The following is a 17904-nucleotide window of genomic DNA, read 5'->3' as shown; positions in this document are numbered from 1 at the left end:
TCCGTGCTCGCCGCCCGCGAGCGCACCATGGGCCCCGACCATCCCGACACCCTGCGCTGCCGCCACAACCTGGCCTTCAACCTCAGCAGGCTCGGCCGGCTGGAGGACTCCTACCGCATGGCCTGCGAGGTCGCCGCCGCCCGCACCCGGGTGCTCGGCCCCGACCACCCGGAAACCCTCGTCACCCGCTACGAAGTGGCCTACGCACTCGGCCAGTTGGGCCGCTGGGCGGAGGCCCTGCGCACCTACCAGGAGGTCGCAGAGGCACGCGCCCGGGCCCTCGGCCCCGACCACGCCGACACCCTCGCCGCCCGCTACGAGGTCGGCATCAGCCTGGGCCGCCTCGGCCGCAGCACGGAGGCGCTGCGGGTGTACCGCGCGCTGATCGAGGACCGCACCCGGGCACACGGCCCCACCCACCCCGAGACCCTGCGCGCCCGCCACGGACTCGGCGTCAACCTGGGCCGCCTCGGCCGCTGGGAGGAGGCCCTCGCCGAGTCCCGCGACGTCTGCGCGATCCGCGAACGCGTCCTGGGCCCCGACCACGCCGACGCCCTCGTCAGCCGCCGCGAGGTGGCCGTCGCCCTCGGCTGGCTGGGACGCTGGCCCGACGCGCTCACCGAGTACCGCAGGGTCGCCACCGCCCGCGAACGCGTCCTCGGCCCCGCCCACCCCGACACCCTCGCCAGCCGCAACGACGAGGCCCACTGCCTGGAACAACTCGGCCACGCAGCAGAGGCGGCCGACCTGTACCGCAGGGTCGCGGCGCTACGCCGGCAGGGGACGACGGGCGGACGCTGAAGGCGCCCGGCCGGCGGAACCTGATCGCTGCCCAGCCCTGGCCGACCTAGATCATCCCGTGTTACCAAGAGGCATGCCTGCACACGAGGGACACCCGGGACATCGCGCGTACGACGCCGTCATCGTCGGAGGCGGCCACAACGGTCTGGTCGCCGCCGCCTATCTGGCGCGGGCCGGGCAGTCGGTGCTCGTGCTGGAGCGGCTGGACCGGACCGGCGGGGCCGCGATCTCCACGCGGCCGTTCGAGGGCGTCGACGCCCGGCTGTCGCGGTACTCCTACCTGGTCAGCCTGCTGCCCAAGAAGATCGTGCGGGACCTGGGCCTGACCTTCCGGGTCCGCGCCCGCACCATCTCCTCGTACACCCCCGTCGAGCGGGACGGCCGGGCCACCGGGCTGCTGGTGGGCGGCGGCGAGCGACGCACCCGGGAGGCGTTCGCGAGGCTGACCGGCGGGGAGCGCGAGTACGCGGCCTGGCAGCGCTTCTACGGGCTGACCGGACAGGTCGCCCAGCGGGTCTTCCCGACGCTCACCGAACCGCTGCCCGGCCGGGAGGAGCTGCGGCGCCGCGTCGACGACGAGGAGGCCTGGCGGCTGCTGTTCGAGGAGCCCATCGGTGTCGCGATCGAGGACCGCTTCGCGGACGACACCGTACGCGGCGTCGTCCTCACCGACGCGCTCATCGGCACCTTCGCCGACGCCCACGACCCTTCCCTGAAGCAGAACCGCTGCTTCCTCTACCACGTCATCGGTGGCGGCACCGGGGACTGGGACGTGCCCGTCGGCGGCATGGGCGCCCTCACCGACGCCCTCGCCGCGGCGGCCCGAGCGGCGGGCGCCGAGATCGTCACCGGCCACGAGGCGGTCCGTATCGCCACCGACGGCACCACGGCCGAGGTCACCTACCGCACCGCCGACGGCGAGGGCGTCGCCGCCGCCCGGCACGTCCTGGTCAACGCCTCCCCGCAGGAACTGGCCGCCCTGACCGGGGCCACCGCGCCGGACCCCGCCGAGGGCGCCCAGTTGAAGGTGAACATGCTGCTCAAGCGGCTGCCCAGGCTCCGCGACACCTCCGTCGACCCGCGCGAGGCGTTCTCCGGGACCTTCCACATCGCCGAGGGCTACCAGCAGCTCGCCACCGCCCACGCCCAGGCCGCCGCCGGTGAGCTGCCCACCGCGCCGCCCTCGGAGATCTACTGCCACTCCCTCACCGACCCGACGATCCTCGGCCCCGACCTCGTCGAGCGCGGCTACCAGACCCTCACCCTCTTCGGCCTGCACACCCCCGCCCGGCTCTTCGACCGGGACAACGACGCCGTACGCGAGGAACTCCTGAAGTCCACCCTCGCCCAGCTCGACGCCCATCTGGCCGAACCCCTCGCGGACTGTCTGGCCACGGACGCCGAGGGCCGCCCGTGCATCGAGGCGAAGACCCCCCTCGACCTGGAGCGCGACCTGCGCCTGCCCGGCGGCAACATCTTCCACCGCGACCTGTCCTGGCCCCACGCCCAGGAGGGCACCGGCCGCTGGGGCGTGGAGACGGAGCACCCCAACGTCCTGCTGTGCGGCGCGGGCGCGGTACGCGGCGGCGGGGTCAGCGGCGTCCCCGGCCACAACGCGGCGATGGCCGTACTGGAGCGGGCCGGGGCCTGAGCCCGGCGCTCCCCGCCTTCGACCGGAGCACCATCTCGTGCGCCCGGCCCGCCCCGCGGGCAGGCTGGGCGCATGGCCACCGATCGCCCCGTCGCAGTCCTCCCGCCCGCCCCGGACGGCGGCCGACGCGTCCGGATCGGCGGCCGCTTCGTCGGCATCGCCTACCGGCCGCTCGACGTCGTGGCCTTCGTCCAGGAGGCGGGGCTGCAGGACTGGGACGAGATGGACGTCGTGCAGTCCGCGCTGATCGACTGGCAGGGCGGTGGCCCGGAGACGTGGGAGGCCTGAAGGGCACGGACACAGGCGCAGCCGCCCGCTGGCTTCTCCAGCCGGTGGGCGGCTCTCCTGCCAAGGTGTTCAGAGATCGAGGACGGCGGCGGCGGCGCACTGTAAGGCGTCCTGGGCCGCTGGACGACACCGGCGCGAGCGCCGGTGGCGGGATTCGAACCCGCGTTACCCGCTTGAGAGGCGAAGTAGCCGCAACCTGCGCACCTGAACAACGGCAACTGTAGCCAGGGTTGCGCCCGGCGGCAGGTGAATTAACCCCGGGCACCGGTCAGTCGCCGGATGCCGTCCAGCCCGACGCCGAGATCCGTGCCGCGTCCTTCGGGCGGGACTCGTCGAACAGGACCCGGCGCGGGGTCCGCACCCGCAGCCCGTCGACGTACGCGCCCCGGCCCACGTAGAGGCGGTCCGTGGCGTACCGCCAGCGCAGGACGACACTCCGGGCGGGCGGCAGGTCGGCGGTCACCCGGTGCCATACGCGGCCCGACCAGCCGGTGACCGTGCCCGCGGGGCGTTCCTGTGGCGGTTCGCCGGGGCGGTCGGTCGTGAAGGGCACCGGCTGCCAGGTCGCCCCGTCGTCCGTGGACGCCTCCAGGGCGAGCACGTCGGCCTGGGGCTCGGTGTCCCACCACAGCGAGCAGCGCAGCCGGGCGCCGCCCGCCGAGGTGTCCAGGGAGGGGAGCGCGAGTGTGGCCGTCGCGGAGCCCGCCATACCGGAGAACCAGGCCGTACGGCCGTGTCGCGGGCGGACCGGTACGGCTCGGGCGAGTTGGTTGGCGGTGGCCACCCGGGGCGCCGACCCCGAGCGCCAACTGCGCACCGGGTGCACCGAGTTGCCGAGCACCACCAGGAAGGAGTCGGTGGTCGGGTCGAGGACCAGCGAGGTGCCGGTGAAGCCGGTGTGACCCGCCGTGCGCGGGGTCGCCATCGCGCCCATGTACCAGTGCTGGTAGAGCTCGAAGCCCAGACCGTGCTCGTCGCCGGGGAAGTCGGTGTTGAAGTCGGTGAACATCAGCTCCACCGAGCCCGGTTCGAGGATCCGCGTCCTGCCGTACGCGCCGCCGTTGAGCAGGGTCCGGCCGAGCACCGCGAGATCCCAGGCGCAGGAGAAGACGCCCGCGTGTCCGGCGACGCCGCCGAGACCGAAGGCGTTCTCGTCGTGCACCTCGCCCCACACCAGACCCCGGTCCAGCCCGGACCAGGGTTTGCGGGCGTCCTCGGTGGCCGCGATCCGGGGCTTCCAGGACGCGGGCGGGTTGTAGCGGGTGCGGTCCATGCCGAGCGGGCCGGTGATCTCCTCGTGGAGCAGGGCGTCCAGCGGGCGGCCGGTGACCTTCTCCAGGACCAGTTGGAGCGAGATCAGGTTGAGGTCGGAGTAGAGGTAGCGGCTGCCCGGCGGGTTCAGCGGGGCCTCGTTCCAGATGAGCTGGAGCTTCTCCTCGTGGGTGGGCGCGTTGTAGAGCGGGATCCAGGCGCGGAACCCGGAGGTGTGGGTGAGCAGTTGACGGACAGTCATGTCCTGTTTGCCCGCCGCGCCGAACTCCGGCAGATACGAGGCGACCGTCGCCTCCAGCCCCAGCGCTCCCCGCTCGATCTGCTGCACGGCGAGGATCGAGGTGAACAGCTTGGACACCGACGCCAGGTCGAACACGGTGTCCCTGGCCATCGGGATCTGCCGGTCGGCCGGGAACTCGACGCCCGTGTCGGTCCTCTCGTCGTACGCCGAGTAGCGCACCGCCATGCCGATGGGCTCGTGCAGTGCCACGGTGCCGCCCCGCCCGGCGAGCAGCACGGCGCCCGCGTACCAGGGGTGGGCGGGGGAGGGGCCGAGGAACGCCTCCGCGTCGGTGACGAGTTGCCGCAGGTGCGCCGGGAGGAGTCCGGCACGCTCCGGGGAGCCGTACCGCAGGGTGCGGCGGCCGTCGGAGGGCGCTGCCGCGGCCGGGCCCGCCGGGAAGGGGGCGACGGCCAGGGCGCCGCCGAGGGCCAGTGCTCTTCGGGTCAGTTGACGCCGGGTCAGGCCGCGTCTGTCGTCGGTCATCGAGGTTCCTCCCGCGAGTCCGCCTGAAAGTATCTTTCCGGGATCACCTTGCGCGCTGAAACTTTCCTGTCAGGCGGGAGGTGTGTCAACCACCGGGATCGGACCGAACGAATCTGACGGACCATCAGGAAACCTCTTCCGTCCTCCGCAGGAGTCCGGCATCCTGCGCCCATGCAGACGGAGCTGAGCAAGCAACTGGGAGTCGAGCACGCCGTCTTCGGCTTCACGCCGTTCCCCGCCGTCGCCGCGGCCATCAGCCGGGCGGGCGGCTTCGGGGTGCTCGGCGCGGTCCGCTACACCGCCCCCGACGACCTCAAACGCGACCTCGACTGGATCGAGGCCCACGTCGACGGCCGCCCCTACGGCCTTGATGTCGTCATGCCCGCGAAGAAGGTGGAGGGCGTCACCGAGGCCGACGTGGAGGCCATGATCCCGGAGGGGCACCGCGCGTTCGTACGGGACACCCTCGCCAAGTACGGCGTGCCCGAACTCGCCGAGGGGGAGGCGTCCGGCTGGCGGATCACCGGCTGGATGGAGCAGGTCGCCCGCACCCAGCTCGACGTCGCCTTCGACTACCCGATCCGCCTCCTCGCCAACGCCCTCGGCTCACCGCCCGCCGACGTCGTGGACCGCGCCCACGACCAGGACATCCTGGTCGCCGCCCTGGCCGGCAGCGCCCGCCACGCCCGCAAGCACCGGGAGGCGGGCATCGACATCGTCGTCGCCCAGGGCTACGAGGCGGGCGGCCACACCGGCGAGATCGCCTCCATGGTGCTCACCCCGGAGGTCGTGGACGCCGTGGCCCCGCTGCCCGTACTGGCCGCCGGAGGCATCGGCAGCGGACAGCAGGTCGCCGCCGCACTGGCGCTCGGCGCCCAGGGCGTGTGGCTCGGCTCGGTGTGGCTCACCACCACCGAGGCCGATCTGCACTCCCCGGCCCTGACCCGCAAACTCCTCGCCGCGGGCTCCGCCGACACCGTCCGCTCCCGTGCCCTGACCGGGAAACCCGCCCGCCAGTTGCGCACCGAGTGGACCGACGCCTGGGACGACCCGTCCGGCCCCGGCACCCTCCCGATGCCGCTGCAGGGGCTCCTCGTCGCCGACGCCGTCTCCCGTATCCAGCGCTACGAGGTCGAGCCGCTGCTCGGCACCCCCGTCGGCCAGATCGTCGGCCGGATGACCTGCGAACGCAGCGTCCAGGCCGTCTTCGACGACCTCACCCGGGGCTTCGAGCAGGCCGTCGACCGCATCAACCGCATCGCCGGAAGGAGCGGCCGATGACCACCGCACCCCCCACCGGCTTCTGGGCCCAGGCGACCCGCGACCCCGACCGCACGGTCCTGATCGCCCCCGACGGCGGGGAATGGACCGCGGGACGCCTGCACGCCGACGCCAACCGCCTCGTCCACGGCCTGCGCGCGGCCGGACTCGCCCGCGGGGACGCCTTCGCCGTGGTCCTCCCCAACGGCCCGGAGTTCTTCGCCGCCTTTCTCGCCGCCAGCCAGGCCGGGTTCTACCTCGTTCCGGTCAACCACCACTTCGTCGCCCCGGAGATCGCCTGGATCGTCGCCGACTCCGGCGCCAAGGTGCTCGTCGCCCACGACCGGTTCGCCGACACGGCACGCCGGGCGGCCGAAGAGGCCGGACTCCCGGCCACCCACCGCTACTGCGTCGGCACGATCGAGGGCTTCCGCCCGTACGCCGAACTCCTCGACGGGCAGCCGGAGTCACCGCCCCCCGACCGCACCCTCGGCTGGGTCATGAACTACACCTCCGGAACCACCGGCCGCCCCCGCGGCATCCGCCGCCCGCTGCCCGGCAAGCCGCCCGAGGAGGCGTATCTCGGCGGATTCCTCGGCATCTTCGGCATCAAGCCGTACGACGACAACGTGCACCTGGTCTGCTCGCCGCTCTACCACACGGCCGTGCTCCAGTTCGCCGGCGCGTCCCTGCACATCGGCCACCGCCTGGTGCTCATGGACAAGTGGACGCCCGAGGAGATGCTCCGCCTGATCGACACCCATCGCTGCACCCACACCCACATGGTCCCGACCCAGTTCCACCGCCTGCTGGCCCTGCCGCGGGAGGTCCAGGACCGCTACGACGTGACCAGCATGAGGCACGCCATCCACGGCGCCGCCCCCTGCCCCGACCATGTGAAACGGGCGATGATCGACTGGTGGGGGATGTGCGTGGAGGAGTACTACGCGGCCAGCGAGGGCGGCGGCGCCTTCGCCACCGCCCAGGACTGGCTGAAGAAGCCCGGCACCGTCGGCAGGGCGTGGCCCATCAGTGAGCTGGCGGTGTTCGACGACGACGGCAACCGGCTCCCGCCGGGCCGACTCGGCACCGTCTACATGAAGATGGCCACCGGGGGCTTCAGTTACCACAAGGACGAGACCAAGACCCGCAAGAACCGCATCGGTGACTTCTTCACCGTCGGCGACCTCGGCTACCTCGACGAGGACGGCTATCTCTTCCTGCGCGACCGCAAGATCGACATGATCATCTCGGGCGGCGTCAACATCTACCCCGCCGAGATCGAGTCCGTCCTCCTCGCCCACCCCGCGGTCGCGGACGCCGCCGCCTTCGGCATCCCGCACGACGACTGGGGCGAGGAGGTCAAGGCCGTGGTGGAGCCCGCCCCGGGACGCACCCCGGGTCCGGACCTGGCGGCCGACCTCCTCGCCCACTGCGCCGCACGGCTCGCCGGGTTCAAGTGCCCGAAGAGCGTCGACTTCGTCACGGAGATGCCCCGCGACCCCAACGGCAAGCTCTACAAACGACGGCTGCGCGACCCGTACTGGGAGGGGCGCACCCGTCCGGTGTGAGCGCGGTCAGCGCCGCTCGCGCGCTACCACCACCTTCAGCGCGGGCGACCGGTGGATGTCCTTCTCGCAGAAGCGGGACGTCACCCACTTCTCACCGGAGAACAGCCGGGTCTGGTCGCTGTAGTGCCGCGAGGCCGGGTTGGAGGACTGCGCGTAGGTGAGCAGGGTGCGCGCCACGGGGCAGCGCGTGCCGTTCCAGCCCACGGCCTGGATGTAGCTGGAGCCGGTCGACACCTCCGTATAGCCGCCCTTGGACGCGTCCCACGCCGCCTCGATCTTGTTCCACACGCCCAGGCCCTCGGTGCCGCCCGGAACCGGGACCCGGGCGCCGCCGCGCACCACGAACTGGTTGCGCCCGAGCGGCGCGTCCAGCGCGATGTCCGCCGCCCGCAGCTCGGCGACCGCGTCCGCGAGTGCCGTGGCGAAGCCCGGGGCGGAGGTGTTGAGGGTGTTGGGCGTGCCCACCGGGTCCGCCGCAGAGAACGGCACCTGCCACAGCTGCGCCGCCGGAACCGTCGCCGTCAGCCTGCGCCAGAACCGGTCGAAGAGCAGCGCGCCCCGGCTGCCGGTGTCCATGGAGCGGTCCCAGGAGGCCAGCACCTTGCAGGCGCCCGCGACCTTCACCGACGTACCGTCAGAGGCCGTCGCCGTACCTCCCGGCAGCGCGGTGCACGCCTTCGCCGCGTCCTTCGCGGCCAGGTCGCCCGCGGGCACCCGATTGGCGAACTGCTGCGCCTGGAGGTCCTTCACCTTCAGCCCACCGCGCTCGGCCATCGCGGCGACGTCCTCGACCGCCCCGCGCGTGCGCAGCGAACGCTGGGTGCCGATCGTGCCGAAGACCCGCTCGTACCCGGTCAGCGGACGGTCCGCGTTGGCCAGCCAGGCGCTGTCGTTGGAGTTCTCCGCGTACGGCGCGTCCGTCAGCGTCGGCATTCTCGCCGGGCCGAAGATGCCCGGCTGCACGGCGTCGGGGTCGGAGCCGAGCGCGCAGGCCCCGCGCGAGCCGTCGAGGATCGCCAGTCCGGCGCTGGGGTAGGTGAACCGGCCCAGCGGTGTGGAGCAGGTCCGGTCCAGTTCGTCGGTGATCCGCGGGAGGACCTGGGACTGCGTGAACAGGGTGTGGCCCTTGGAGTCCGCGGCGATGGTGTTCACCCAGGGCAGACCCTGGGTGCGCTTGAGGGAGCGCAGCATGTCCGCGGTGCTGCGGGCCTTGCTGAAGTCGAGACCGGCGTCGGAGACGCGCAGATTGCGGGAGTTGGGGTCGTTGAGCGCGTAGGCCGTGGTGGCCGTCCACGGCAGCGGCAGCGCGGAGCCCAGCGAGGTGACGACCGGCCCGTACCGCGTCCACCACTGGGTGCGGGTGACCGGTGCGCCGTCCTGCACGGCCACGGTGACCGTGCGCTTCGTCATCCGCTCCGGCTTGCCGTCGACGACGTACACGGTCGGGTCGGCCGGGTCCAGCTTCAGTTCGTGCAGGTTCATGGGCACGCCGGTGGCGACGGTGTGGCTCCACGCGACGTGGGAGTTGTGGCCTATGGAGATGGTGGGGCTGCCGAGCAGCGAGCCGCCCGCCGCGTTCAGCTCGCCGGGGATGGTCTGCTGCGACTGCCAGAAGCGGCGGCCGCCCTGCCAGGGATAGTGCGGGTTGCCCAGCAGCAGACCGCGCCCGTTGGCCGTGGTGGTGCCGGAGAAGGCGACCGCGTTGGAGCCCATGTCGGCGGTGTCGGCGGCGAACAGCTCCCGCGCGGCGCGGGCGGTGTCCTTCGCGTCGGGGGCCTGGGCGGCCGTGCCCGCCGTAGGCGGCTGCGCGGCCGTGATGCCGTCCACGGCCCGCCCCTGACCGCCCAGCACGGAGAGCGCGAACGCCCGTGTGGCCACGTCGAGTTCACTGACCGGGCGCACCCAGGGGGCGCCCTTGCACGCCGGGTCGGTGATCCTGTGCTGCTTCAGCCAGGCGTTGTACCCGGCCGTGAATCCGCGCATCAGGTCCTTGACCTGGCGGCTCGGCCCGCGCGGCGCCGGTTGGGCGAGCAGCTTCTCCACCGTGCCCGACTCCCGCACCCCCCGGAAGTACAGATCGCTGGAGAGGTTCCTGCCAGCCGAGGACAGCGCGGAGTCGGACGGCGCGTCCGGCCCGAAGTACCGGGAGCGCTCCCCGCGCACGGTCACGAAACCGTCGGCGAGCGTGCACACCTGGTCGGCGGCCTGGGCCCAGCCGGTGCCGAAGCCCAGGTTCTTGTAGTCCTTGGCGAGGATGTGCGGAATGCCGTACTCGGTGTAGCGGATCACGGCCGACAGGCCGCCGTGCGAAGGGCGTTCACCGCGGTCCGCGCGCTCGGCCGCGGAGGCCGGCAGTACGGCCGAGGCGGTGAGCAGGGCGACGGCCGCGGCCACGACCCGTCCGGGTCTGATGCGCATCGAGCCTCCCAACGTCATTGGGGGAAGGGGCGGTTGAGCGTACCAACCGGTATGTGCCAGGGGAACGTGTCGCTCGTACGGTCTCTTGACCTCCGCGGTACGGGCACCGAGGATCAACTTCCATGACGCCCGGACACGGCAGCACGGTTGACGGAGTACTGCGGCGCAGCGCCCGCCGCACCCCGGCCCGCGTCGCGGTCGAGTACCGCGACCGGACATGGACGTACGAGGAGTTCGACGAGGCCGTCTCCCGCGCGGCTGGCGTCCTGCTCGGGCAGGGGCTCAAGCCCGGCGACCGGGTCGGCGCCTACGGCCACAACTCCGACGCCTATCTGATCGGCTTCCTCGCCTGCGCCCGCGCGGGCCTGGTCCATGTGCCGGTCAACCAGAACCTCACCGGCGACGACCTGAACTACCTGATCGACCAGTCCGGCAGCTCCCTCGTCCTCACCGACCCCGACCTCGCCCCCCGGCTCCCGGACGGCACCCGCACCCTGCCACTGCGCGACGCCGACGGCTCCCTGCTGGAACTGCTCGCCTCCGCCCCCGCCCACGACGGCCCGGAGCCGCGCGGCGAGGACCTGGTGCAGCTGCTGTACACCTCCGGCACCACCGCCCTGCCCAAGGGCGCGATGATGACGCACCGCGCCCTGGTGCACGAGTACCTGAGCGCCATCACCGCCCTCGACCTGAGCGCCGGGGACCAGCCGGTGCACTCGCTGCCGCTCTACCACTCCGCGCAGATGCACGTCTTCCTGCTGCCCTACCTCGCGGTCGGCGCGACCAACATCGTCCTGGACGCCCCCGACGGCGACCGACTCTTCGACCTGATCGAGGCCGGACGCGTGGACAGCCTGTTCGCCCCGCCCACGGTGTGGATCGGCCTGGCCAACCGCCCCGACTTCGCCACCCGCGACCTGAGCGCCCTGCGCAAGGCGTACTACGGCGCCTCGATCATGCCGGTGCCGGTGCTGGAACGGCTCCGCGAACGCCTGCCGGACCTGGCCTTCTACAACTGCTTCGGGCAGAGCGAGATCGGCCCGCTCGCCACCGTCCTCGCGCCCGACGAGCACAAGGGCCGCATGGACTCCTGCGGGCGCCCGGTGCTCTTCGTGGACGCCCGGGTCGTGGACGAGGACGGCAAGGACGTGCCCGACGGCACACCCGGCGAAATCGTCTACCGCTCACCGCAGTTGTGCGAGGGCTACTGGGACAAGCCGGAGGAGACCGCCGAGGCCTTCCGCGACGGCTGGTTCCACTCCGGCGACCTCGCGGTGCGTGACGCGCACGGCTACTTCACGATCGTGGACCGGGTGAAGGACGTCATCAACTCCGGTGGTGTGCTGGTCGCCTCCCGCCAGGTCGAGGACGCCCTCTACACCCATGACGCGGTGGCCGAGGTGGCGGTGGTGGGGCTGCCCGACGAGCGCTGGATCGAGGCGGTCACCGCTGTCGTCGTCCCGCGCGGCGAGGTCACCGAGGCCGAACTCGTCGAGCACGCCAAGGAGAAGCTCCCGCACTTCAAGGCGCCCAAGCGGGTCGTCTTCGTGGACGTGCTGCCCCGCAACGCCAGCGGCAAGATCCTCAAAAGGGAACTGCGGGACCGGTTCGCCGAGTCCTAGGATCGGCCCAAGCCGATCTTCAGCGCCGCCGACGGAACCCGCCTCGCCTACCACGACCGGGGCGAGGGAGACCCGCTGGTCGTCCTGCCCGGCGGGCCCATGCGCGCCTCCTCCTACCTCGGGAACCTGGGCGGCCTGGACACCGGGCGCCGTCTGGTCCGGCTCGACCTGCGCGGCACGGGCGACTCGGCGGCACCGGCCGACCCGGCGACGTACCGCTGCGACCGGATGGTGGCGGACGTGGAGGCGCTGAGGGTCCGTCTGGGGCTGGCGCGGATGGACCTGATGGGGCATTCGGCGGGCGGCAGCCTCGCCATGCTGTACGCGGCCCGCCATCCGGAGCGCGTGCGCAGCCTCGTCCTGGTCACCGCCAACCCGTGGGCGCTGGGCACCACCGCGACCCCGGAGGACCGCCGCTCGGCCGCGCTGCTGCGCAAGGGCGAGCCCTGATTCGAGGAGGCGTTCCGGGCACTGGAGTCCTGGCTCGACGGCTCCGCCGACCCCGGCCCGGAGATGGCGCCCCTCTTCTACGGGCGCTGGGACGCGGCGGCCCAGGAGCACGAGGCCCGCGCGGACGAGGAGTTCAACGACGAGGCCGCCGAGGTGTACGGCTCCGAGGGCGCCTACGACCCGCCCGCGACCCTGGCCGCCCTGTCCCGCCTCACCGCCCCCGTGCTCCTGCTGACCGGCGAACTCGACGGCGCCCCCGACCCGGAGCTGGCCCACCGCACTGCCGCCGTCTTCCCGCACGCCGAGGTCGCCGTCCAGCCGGGCGCGGGCCACTACCCCTGGCTGGACGACCCCGCTTGGTTCGCCGACCGCGTGAGCCGGTTCCTGGACGGACGCCCGCAACTGCACGGACGCCCGTAAAGCGGACTACCGCCCCCCGTCCGGCCCGTATGCCGTCATGAACCGGTCCCGGAAGGTGTTCATGGGCCACTCCGGGGCGTCCTCGGCCGGCTTGAGGCCCTCCGTCCAGCCCCAGTCCTCGACGCGCTCCAGCACCTTCGGGTCCTTGGCCACGATCGAGATCGGCACGTCCCTGCTCCGGCTGCCCTGGGTGACCGTCGGCACCGGCTGGTGGTCACCCAGGAAGACCAGAACCGTGTCCTCGTCGCCGTAGCGCTCCATGTACTCCACGAGGCTGCGCAGCGAGTACTCGATGGCGTTCGCGTACTCGGCGCGGACCTTCTCGGAGTCCTTCCAGACCTCCTTGGGGTCCGTGCCCTCCTCCTTGATCTGGTGGAAGACGGAACCGTCGCCCAGGTCCTCCCAGTCGATCATCCGGGCGATGGGCGACCAGGGGTTGTGGCTGGAGGCCAGGATGATCTCCGCCATGATCGGGTCACGGTCCTTCTTGCCGTGCTCCAGCCGCTCGAACGCCTCCAGGCTGAACTGGTCCGGCACCGGCGTCCAGCTGAAGTAGGGGCCGTGGTAGCCGAGGTGCTCGGAGTCGTAGATGCGGTCCAGGGCGAAGAACTTGCCCTCCGGCCACGCCCGGCGCACCCCCGGCACGATGCCGACCGTGTCCCAGGCGCCGGTCTTGCGGAAGTAGCTGTTCAGGGTCGCCCGGTCGCTGGTGGTCAGACTCCGGTACCGCTGCTGGTTCTTGATCCACAGTCCGGACAGGAACGTGGAGTGGGCGAGCCAGCTGCCCGCGCCCGTCACCGGGGACTTCAGCCAGCCGCTGCGCGCGGCGAACCCGGCCTTCTCCAGCCGCTCGGTGCCCTCGGTGAGCACGGAGTCGGTCTGCTCGGCCATCGCCGGATCGTCGATCGCGACCCGGCCGTAGCTCTCGATGAAGGTGAACAGCACGTCCTTGCCGCGCAGTCCGGTGAGCAACTGGTCGGGCGGGGTCTTCGCGAAGGCGTCCACGGCGGCCTGCTTGCGGAAGATCTCCCCGTCCTTCAGCCCGGCCTGCACCTGGTCGACACGCTTGTTGACATAGTCGGCGTTGATCTTGGAGGCGAGCGGCACGTCGGTGAACTGCACGCCCAGCGTGACGCAGGTGATCCACGCGGTGCCGAGGATCAGCGTGGTGCGGGCCGCCACCGGCCGGTGACGTGTCATCAGGTTCGTGACCCGCACGGTCGCCAGCGTGGTCGCCGCCACGACCAGCACCACCAGCAGCACCACCCCGATCACGGCCAGGATCTCGCTGGTCCGTCCGTACGTCTCGCGCACGAACTCCGCCGCGTCGTCGAGCAGGATCCAGTCCAGGACCAGGTCGAAGGGGCGGGCCAGCACCTGGTAGAAGCCCATGTCCAGGAACTTCAGCACCGACAGCAGACCGAGCAGCACCCCGGTCACCACCGCGATGATCCGCCGGGCGCGCGCGGGAACCGACAGCAGCAGACCGGCGATCAGGACACCCTCGGCCGGGATGCGGAAGAACGCGTCGAACGTGAGCCGTTCGACGCGGTTGGGCAGCACCAGCGCGCACAGGACGAGGACGCCGGCGAGCACGGTGGTGCCCACGGTGACGCCCCGGGCCGTCCGCGGGTACCGCACCCGCCATCGGAACAGTCCGGGGCGCTCGGCCACTTCCTCGGTGCGGTCCTCCTCCTCGTCCTTCTCGGTGTCCGGCAGCTGGTCCGTGACTTGCGACACCCCTGGTCCCTTCCTTGCGTCCCGTCATCATGCGTACGGTCGGCCGTCGGCTTGCGTTCAGCCGCCGGGCCGGTGCATACGCACGGTACGCGCGCCAGGGCGGGGTTACCGCCGGACACCGGGTCCGGGTCGTTCAGTCGCGGGGACGTTCCACGCACAACGCCCAGATGATCAGCGCGGAGATGGCGATCAGCACCACCGACCACACCGGGTAGTACGGCAGGGAGAGGAAGTTGCCGATGATGACGAGCGCCGCGATCGCCACGCCCGCCACCCGTGCCCAGGTCGCCTCACTGAACAGACCGAGCGAGACCAGCACGGCGACGATGCCCAGGATCAGATGGATCCAGCCCCAGCTCGTCAGGTCGAACTGGAAGACGTAGTCCGGGGTACGGACGAAGACGTCGTCCTCGGCGATCCCCATGATGCCCCGCGTGATGTCGAGCACGCCGCCGATCATCAGCATCACACCGGCGAAGACCGTCAGACCGGTGGCCCAGCTCTGCTTCGCCGTGCCGTGCGGAGGTGCGCTGTGAGTCGCTGTCATGCCGCTGCCTCATCTCATCTCGTGCGCCGGCCTCAGCGGCCGGCCGCCGTCGCGGACTGCGGTTCCTGGTGGGTGCCCGCGGTCCCGGAGTCGCTGAGGATCTGTGTCTTGGCCCGCTGGAACTCCTCCTCCGTGATGGCGCCGCTCTCCTTGAGCCGGGCCAGCTTGGTCAGCTCGTCGGCGCTGCTGGCGCGGCCACCGGCGGTGTCGCGGATATAGGAGTCGAACGCCTCCTGCTGGGCGCGCGCCTGCGCGATCTCGCGATGGCCCATGTTCTTGCCGCGGGCGATGACGTACACGAGCACGCCGAGGAAGGGCAGCAGGATGACGAACAGGAGCCAGCCGGCCTTGCCCCAGCCGCTGAGCTGGTCGTCGCGGAAGATGTCCACGATGATCCGGAACAGCAGGATGAACCACATGATCCACAGGAAGAACCACAGCATCGTCCAGAACATGCTGAGGAGCGGGAAGTCGTACGCGAGGTACGTGGCTGTGCTCATGTTGTCGCCTCCGTCCGGGCGGTTGCCCGACTGTCGTTGTCCGTTCCGAGCGTGCACACGGCAAAGGGGGACCGGCCTCACCCAAAGGGGGTGAGCCGAGGATCACGCGGTGATCCGGCGTACCGCCGACCGCCAGGCGAAGGCCACCGCGATCTCCATCAGGCCCAGCAGCACCAGCCACAGGCCCAGCAGCCGGGTCAGCGCCACCGCCGACTCGCTCGGCAGGGCCAGCACCACGATCCCCGCGACGATGCCGAGCAGCGCCGCGGCGAAGAGCACGCCCCGGTGCGGCAGGTCCTTCGCGGCCACGGCCGTATAGGCGGTCAGCAGGCCCGACACCAGCCACACCACGCCGACGATCACCGACAGGGCGGCGATGGTCTGCAAGGGGTTGCGCATGCACAGCACCCCGGCCAGCACGAACAGCACCGAGATCAGCAGCCCGGGAACCCGCTCGCCGCGCTCCTGGCCGAACACGGCCACGAACCGGAACGCGCCCGTGACCAGCAGATACAGGCCGAAGAGCACGGCGACGACCTGAAGGGTGGCATCCGGCCACACCAGGAGCAGGATGCCCGGCACCAGTGTGGCCAGCGCGGACCCCAGCATCCAGGTCCACGACCCGCCCAGCCGGCCCAGGACGTCCTCGGGATCATCCCGGAGCGGCCTGCCGGTGAACGGGTCGGTCCCGGACGACGGCCCGGCCGTGCCCTGCGATTCGGTCATCGCTCCTCCTCGCCCCCAGGGACACGCCGCCGCCGGGGCCCGGCGGGGCGGTGCGGGGAGACCCCACCGGGCCAGCGTCCCGCCGGACCGCCCGATACCGGATCACCCGCCAAGGGTGATCCCTCTCGCCGGGGCGGCGGCGAGGGTGGAGCCGCGCAGCCCCGGTGGCGGGCTACCGACGAGGAGGCGGGCCATGATCGCACGGAGTACGTACTCCTTCGACCTGACCCCGGGCGAGCGGGCGGCCCTCGGCAGGCAGGCCCGGCGCCGGGTGCCCCGTTCCGCCCAGGCGCGTTTCGAGGCCGGATCGCAGCGCTTCGACCCCGTCGACGTGATCGAGGCCCAGTCGGCGGCCCGGCTTCAGGAGCTGGTGCCCATCCGCTACGGACGGATGCTGGAGTCACCGTTCCGCTTCTACCGCGGCGCCGCCGCCATCATGGCGGCCGATCTGGGCGCCCACCCGGACACCGGGCTCACCGTCCAGCTCTGCGGGGACGCCCATCTGCTGAACTTCCGGCTGCTGGCCTCCCCGGAGCGGCACCTCGTCTTCGACATCAACGACTTCGACGAGACCCTCGTCGGCCCCTTCGAATGGGACGTCAAGCGCCTGGCCGCCAGCTTCGTCATCGCCGCCCGCGCCAACGGCTTCACCACCCGAGAGCAGGACACCGCGGTACGCGAGTGCGTACGGGCCTACCGGCTGCGCATCCGGCAGCTCGCCGGAATGCGCACCCTGGACGTCTGGTACGCCCAGGACGACGCCGACCGCCTGCGCGCACTCATGGCCTCGTCCCTGGACAAGCGGGCCCGGCGCCGCAGTGCGCAGGCCGCCGCCAAGGCGCGCACCCGCACCCACCTCCAGGCCTTCGCCAAGCTCACCACCGACACCCCCGAGGGCCGCCGGATCGCCGCCGACCCGCCGCTGATCACCCCGCTCGCCGAGCTGGCCGGACCCGACACCACGGCCACCGAGAAGGAACTGGCCACCGTCCTCGACCAGTACCGGGCCAGCCTGTCCGCCGAGCGCCGCCACCTGCTGCGCCATTTCCGGCTGGTCGACATGGCCCGCAAGGTCGTGGGCGTAGGCAGCGTCGGCACCCGCTGCTGGATCCTGCTCCTGCTCGGCCGCAACGACGACGATCCCCTGCTGCTCCAGGCCAAGGAGGCCCAGCAGTCGGTGCTCGCCGCGCACACCGGCGGCGACGACTACGACAACCAGGGCCGCCGGGTGGTCGAGGGACAGCGGCTCATCCAGACCACCAGCGACATCCTGCTGGGCTGGACCCGCGTGGTGGGCCTGGACGGCCGCGGCCGGGACTTCTACGTACGGCAGCTGCGGGACTGGAAGGGCATCGCGCGCCCCGAGACCATGGACCCCCGGCTGCTGAACCTGTTCGCCCAGCTGTGCGGGGCCTCCCTGGCCCGTGCCCACGCCCGCTCCGGCGACCCCGTCGCCATCGACTCCTACCTCGGCGGCAGCGACCGCTTCGACCGGGCGCTGGTCCAGTTCGCGCAGGTGTACGCCGACCGCAACGAGCGGGACTTCGAGGCGCTGGGCGCGGCGGCGCGCTCGGGCCGGGTCAGCGCCCGCGCGGCGTGACGGCGGGGCGGCCTCACTCGGGCCGCCGGCGCATCTCCACGATGCGCAGTCCCAGGGACTGGCAGCGGGCCACGAGCCCGTAGATGTGGGCCTCGTCGACCACCGGGCCGAAGAGGATGGTCTGTCCCGCCATCACGACATGACTCAGCTCGGGGAAGGACTTGGCGAGCGTTTCCGACATCTGGCCGTCGACACGGATCTCGTAGCGCATGGCGGTGCTCCCCGCGAAAGGTGGTGCGCGGGCGGAGGACAGGTCGTCGCGGGGGCGTTGC

General features: G+C 72.0%; 14 protein-coding genes and 1 pseudogene. 8 read left to right on the top strand and 7 right to left on the bottom strand.

From position 1 onward, the window contains the following. From GA0115233_RS15475 to GA0115233_RS15465, 3 genes are all read left to right on the top strand, one after another. On the top strand, positions 1 to 801 hold an 801-nt coding region (locus GA0115233_RS15475; protein WP_141689512.1), incomplete at its 5' end, for a tetratricopeptide repeat protein. Between the two features lie 73 nt (positions 802 to 874). Next, on the top strand, positions 875 to 2452 hold the full coding sequence (locus GA0115233_RS15470) for a phytoene desaturase family protein (protein WP_093720792.1): 1578 nt from the start codon (positions 875 to 877) through the stop codon (positions 2450 to 2452). Between the two features lie 72 nt (positions 2453 to 2524). Then, positions 2525 to 2740, top strand: a complete 216-nt coding sequence (locus tag GA0115233_RS15465) for a hypothetical protein (protein ID WP_093720791.1) — start codon at positions 2525 to 2527, stop codon at positions 2738 to 2740. 268 nt (positions 2741 to 3008) lie between these two features. Here GA0115233_RS15465 and GA0115233_RS15460 read toward each other — a convergent pair whose 3' ends face one another. Beyond that, positions 3009 to 4778 carry a serine hydrolase domain-containing protein gene (locus GA0115233_RS15460; RefSeq protein ID WP_093720790.1) on the bottom strand — a complete coding sequence of 590 codons (1770 nt, stop codon included), beginning with the start codon at positions 4776 to 4778 and terminating at the stop codon, positions 3009 to 3011. A gap of 171 nt (positions 4779 to 4949) precedes the next feature. On the opposite strand from GA0115233_RS15460, the gene GA0115233_RS15455 reads away from it, so the two are divergent. Both GA0115233_RS15455 and GA0115233_RS15450 read left to right on the top strand, forming a co-directional pair. After that, on the top strand, positions 4950 to 6059 hold the full coding sequence (locus GA0115233_RS15455) for a nitronate monooxygenase (protein ID WP_093720789.1): 1110 nt from the start codon (positions 4950 to 4952) through the stop codon (positions 6057 to 6059). Next, the gene (locus GA0115233_RS15450) at positions 6056 to 7609 is read left to right on the top strand and encodes an acyl-CoA synthetase (protein WP_093720788.1); all 1554 of its coding nucleotides are present in this window, start codon (positions 6056 to 6058) and stop codon (positions 7607 to 7609) included. The genes GA0115233_RS15455 and GA0115233_RS15450 overlap by 4 nt, the downstream gene beginning before the upstream one ends. 6 nt (positions 7610 to 7615) lie before the next feature. Here GA0115233_RS15450 and GA0115233_RS15445 read toward each other — a convergent pair whose 3' ends face one another. Next, positions 7616 to 10027 (bottom strand): penicillin acylase family protein, encoded by a 2412-nt coding sequence (locus GA0115233_RS15445; RefSeq protein WP_093720787.1) that lies wholly within the window; start codon positions 10025 to 10027, stop codon positions 7616 to 7618. 122 nt (positions 10028 to 10149) lie between these two features. Here GA0115233_RS15445 and GA0115233_RS15440 point away from each other — a divergent pair, with 122 nt between their 5' ends. Together GA0115233_RS15440 and GA0115233_RS15435 are read left to right on the top strand one after the other, a co-directional pair. Next, positions 10150 to 11649, top strand: coding sequence for an acyl-CoA synthetase (locus GA0115233_RS15440; RefSeq protein ID WP_093720786.1), 1500 nt, complete (start codon positions 10150 to 10152; stop codon positions 11647 to 11649). Between the two features lie 15 nt (positions 11650 to 11664). Next, positions 11665 to 12519, top strand: a pseudogene (locus GA0115233_RS15435) (alpha/beta fold hydrolase). Between the two features lie 6 nt (positions 12520 to 12525). Here the strand turns inward: GA0115233_RS15435 and GA0115233_RS15430 are convergent. The 4 genes from GA0115233_RS15430 to GA0115233_RS15415 form a co-directional block, all read right to left on the bottom strand. Continuing rightward, positions 12526 to 14259 (bottom strand): sulfatase, encoded by a 1734-nt coding sequence (locus tag GA0115233_RS15430; protein WP_093720785.1) that lies wholly within the window; start codon positions 14257 to 14259, stop codon positions 12526 to 12528. Between the two features lie 133 nt (positions 14260 to 14392). Further along, complete coding sequence (locus tag GA0115233_RS15425; protein ID WP_093720784.1) at positions 14393 to 14806, bottom strand: DUF7144 family membrane protein; 414 nt, start codon at positions 14804 to 14806, stop codon at positions 14393 to 14395. A 32-nt stretch (positions 14807 to 14838) separates the two neighbouring features. Continuing rightward, positions 14839 to 15306 carry an SHOCT domain-containing protein gene (locus GA0115233_RS15420; protein WP_093720783.1) on the bottom strand — a complete coding sequence of 156 codons (468 nt, stop codon included), beginning with the start codon at positions 15304 to 15306 and terminating at the stop codon, positions 14839 to 14841. 102 nt (positions 15307 to 15408) lie between these two features. After that, positions 15409 to 16032 (bottom strand): HdeD family acid-resistance protein, encoded by a 624-nt coding sequence (locus tag GA0115233_RS15415; protein ID WP_093720782.1) that lies wholly within the window; start codon positions 16030 to 16032, stop codon positions 15409 to 15411. Between the two features lie 193 nt (positions 16033 to 16225). Here GA0115233_RS15415 and GA0115233_RS15410 point away from each other — a divergent pair, with 193 nt between their 5' ends. After that, positions 16226 to 17632 (top strand): DUF2252 domain-containing protein, encoded by a 1407-nt coding sequence (locus GA0115233_RS15410; protein WP_093720781.1) that lies wholly within the window; start codon positions 16226 to 16228, stop codon positions 17630 to 17632. A 13-nt stretch (positions 17633 to 17645) separates the two neighbouring features. Here GA0115233_RS15410 and GA0115233_RS15405 read toward each other — a convergent pair whose 3' ends face one another. Next, positions 17646 to 17843, bottom strand: coding sequence for a hypothetical protein (locus GA0115233_RS15405; RefSeq protein ID WP_093720780.1), 198 nt, complete (start codon positions 17841 to 17843; stop codon positions 17646 to 17648). Between the last annotated feature and the right edge of the window lie 61 nt (positions 17844 to 17904).

Source organism: Streptomyces sp. DI166, assembly GCF_900091315.1.
GTDB classification, from domain to species: domain Bacteria; phylum Actinomycetota; class Actinomycetes; order Streptomycetales; family Streptomycetaceae; genus Streptomyces; species Streptomyces fuscus.
The sequence above is the reverse complement of the archived record's forward strand: the minus strand, read 5'-3'. Positions and strand labels throughout refer to the sequence as shown.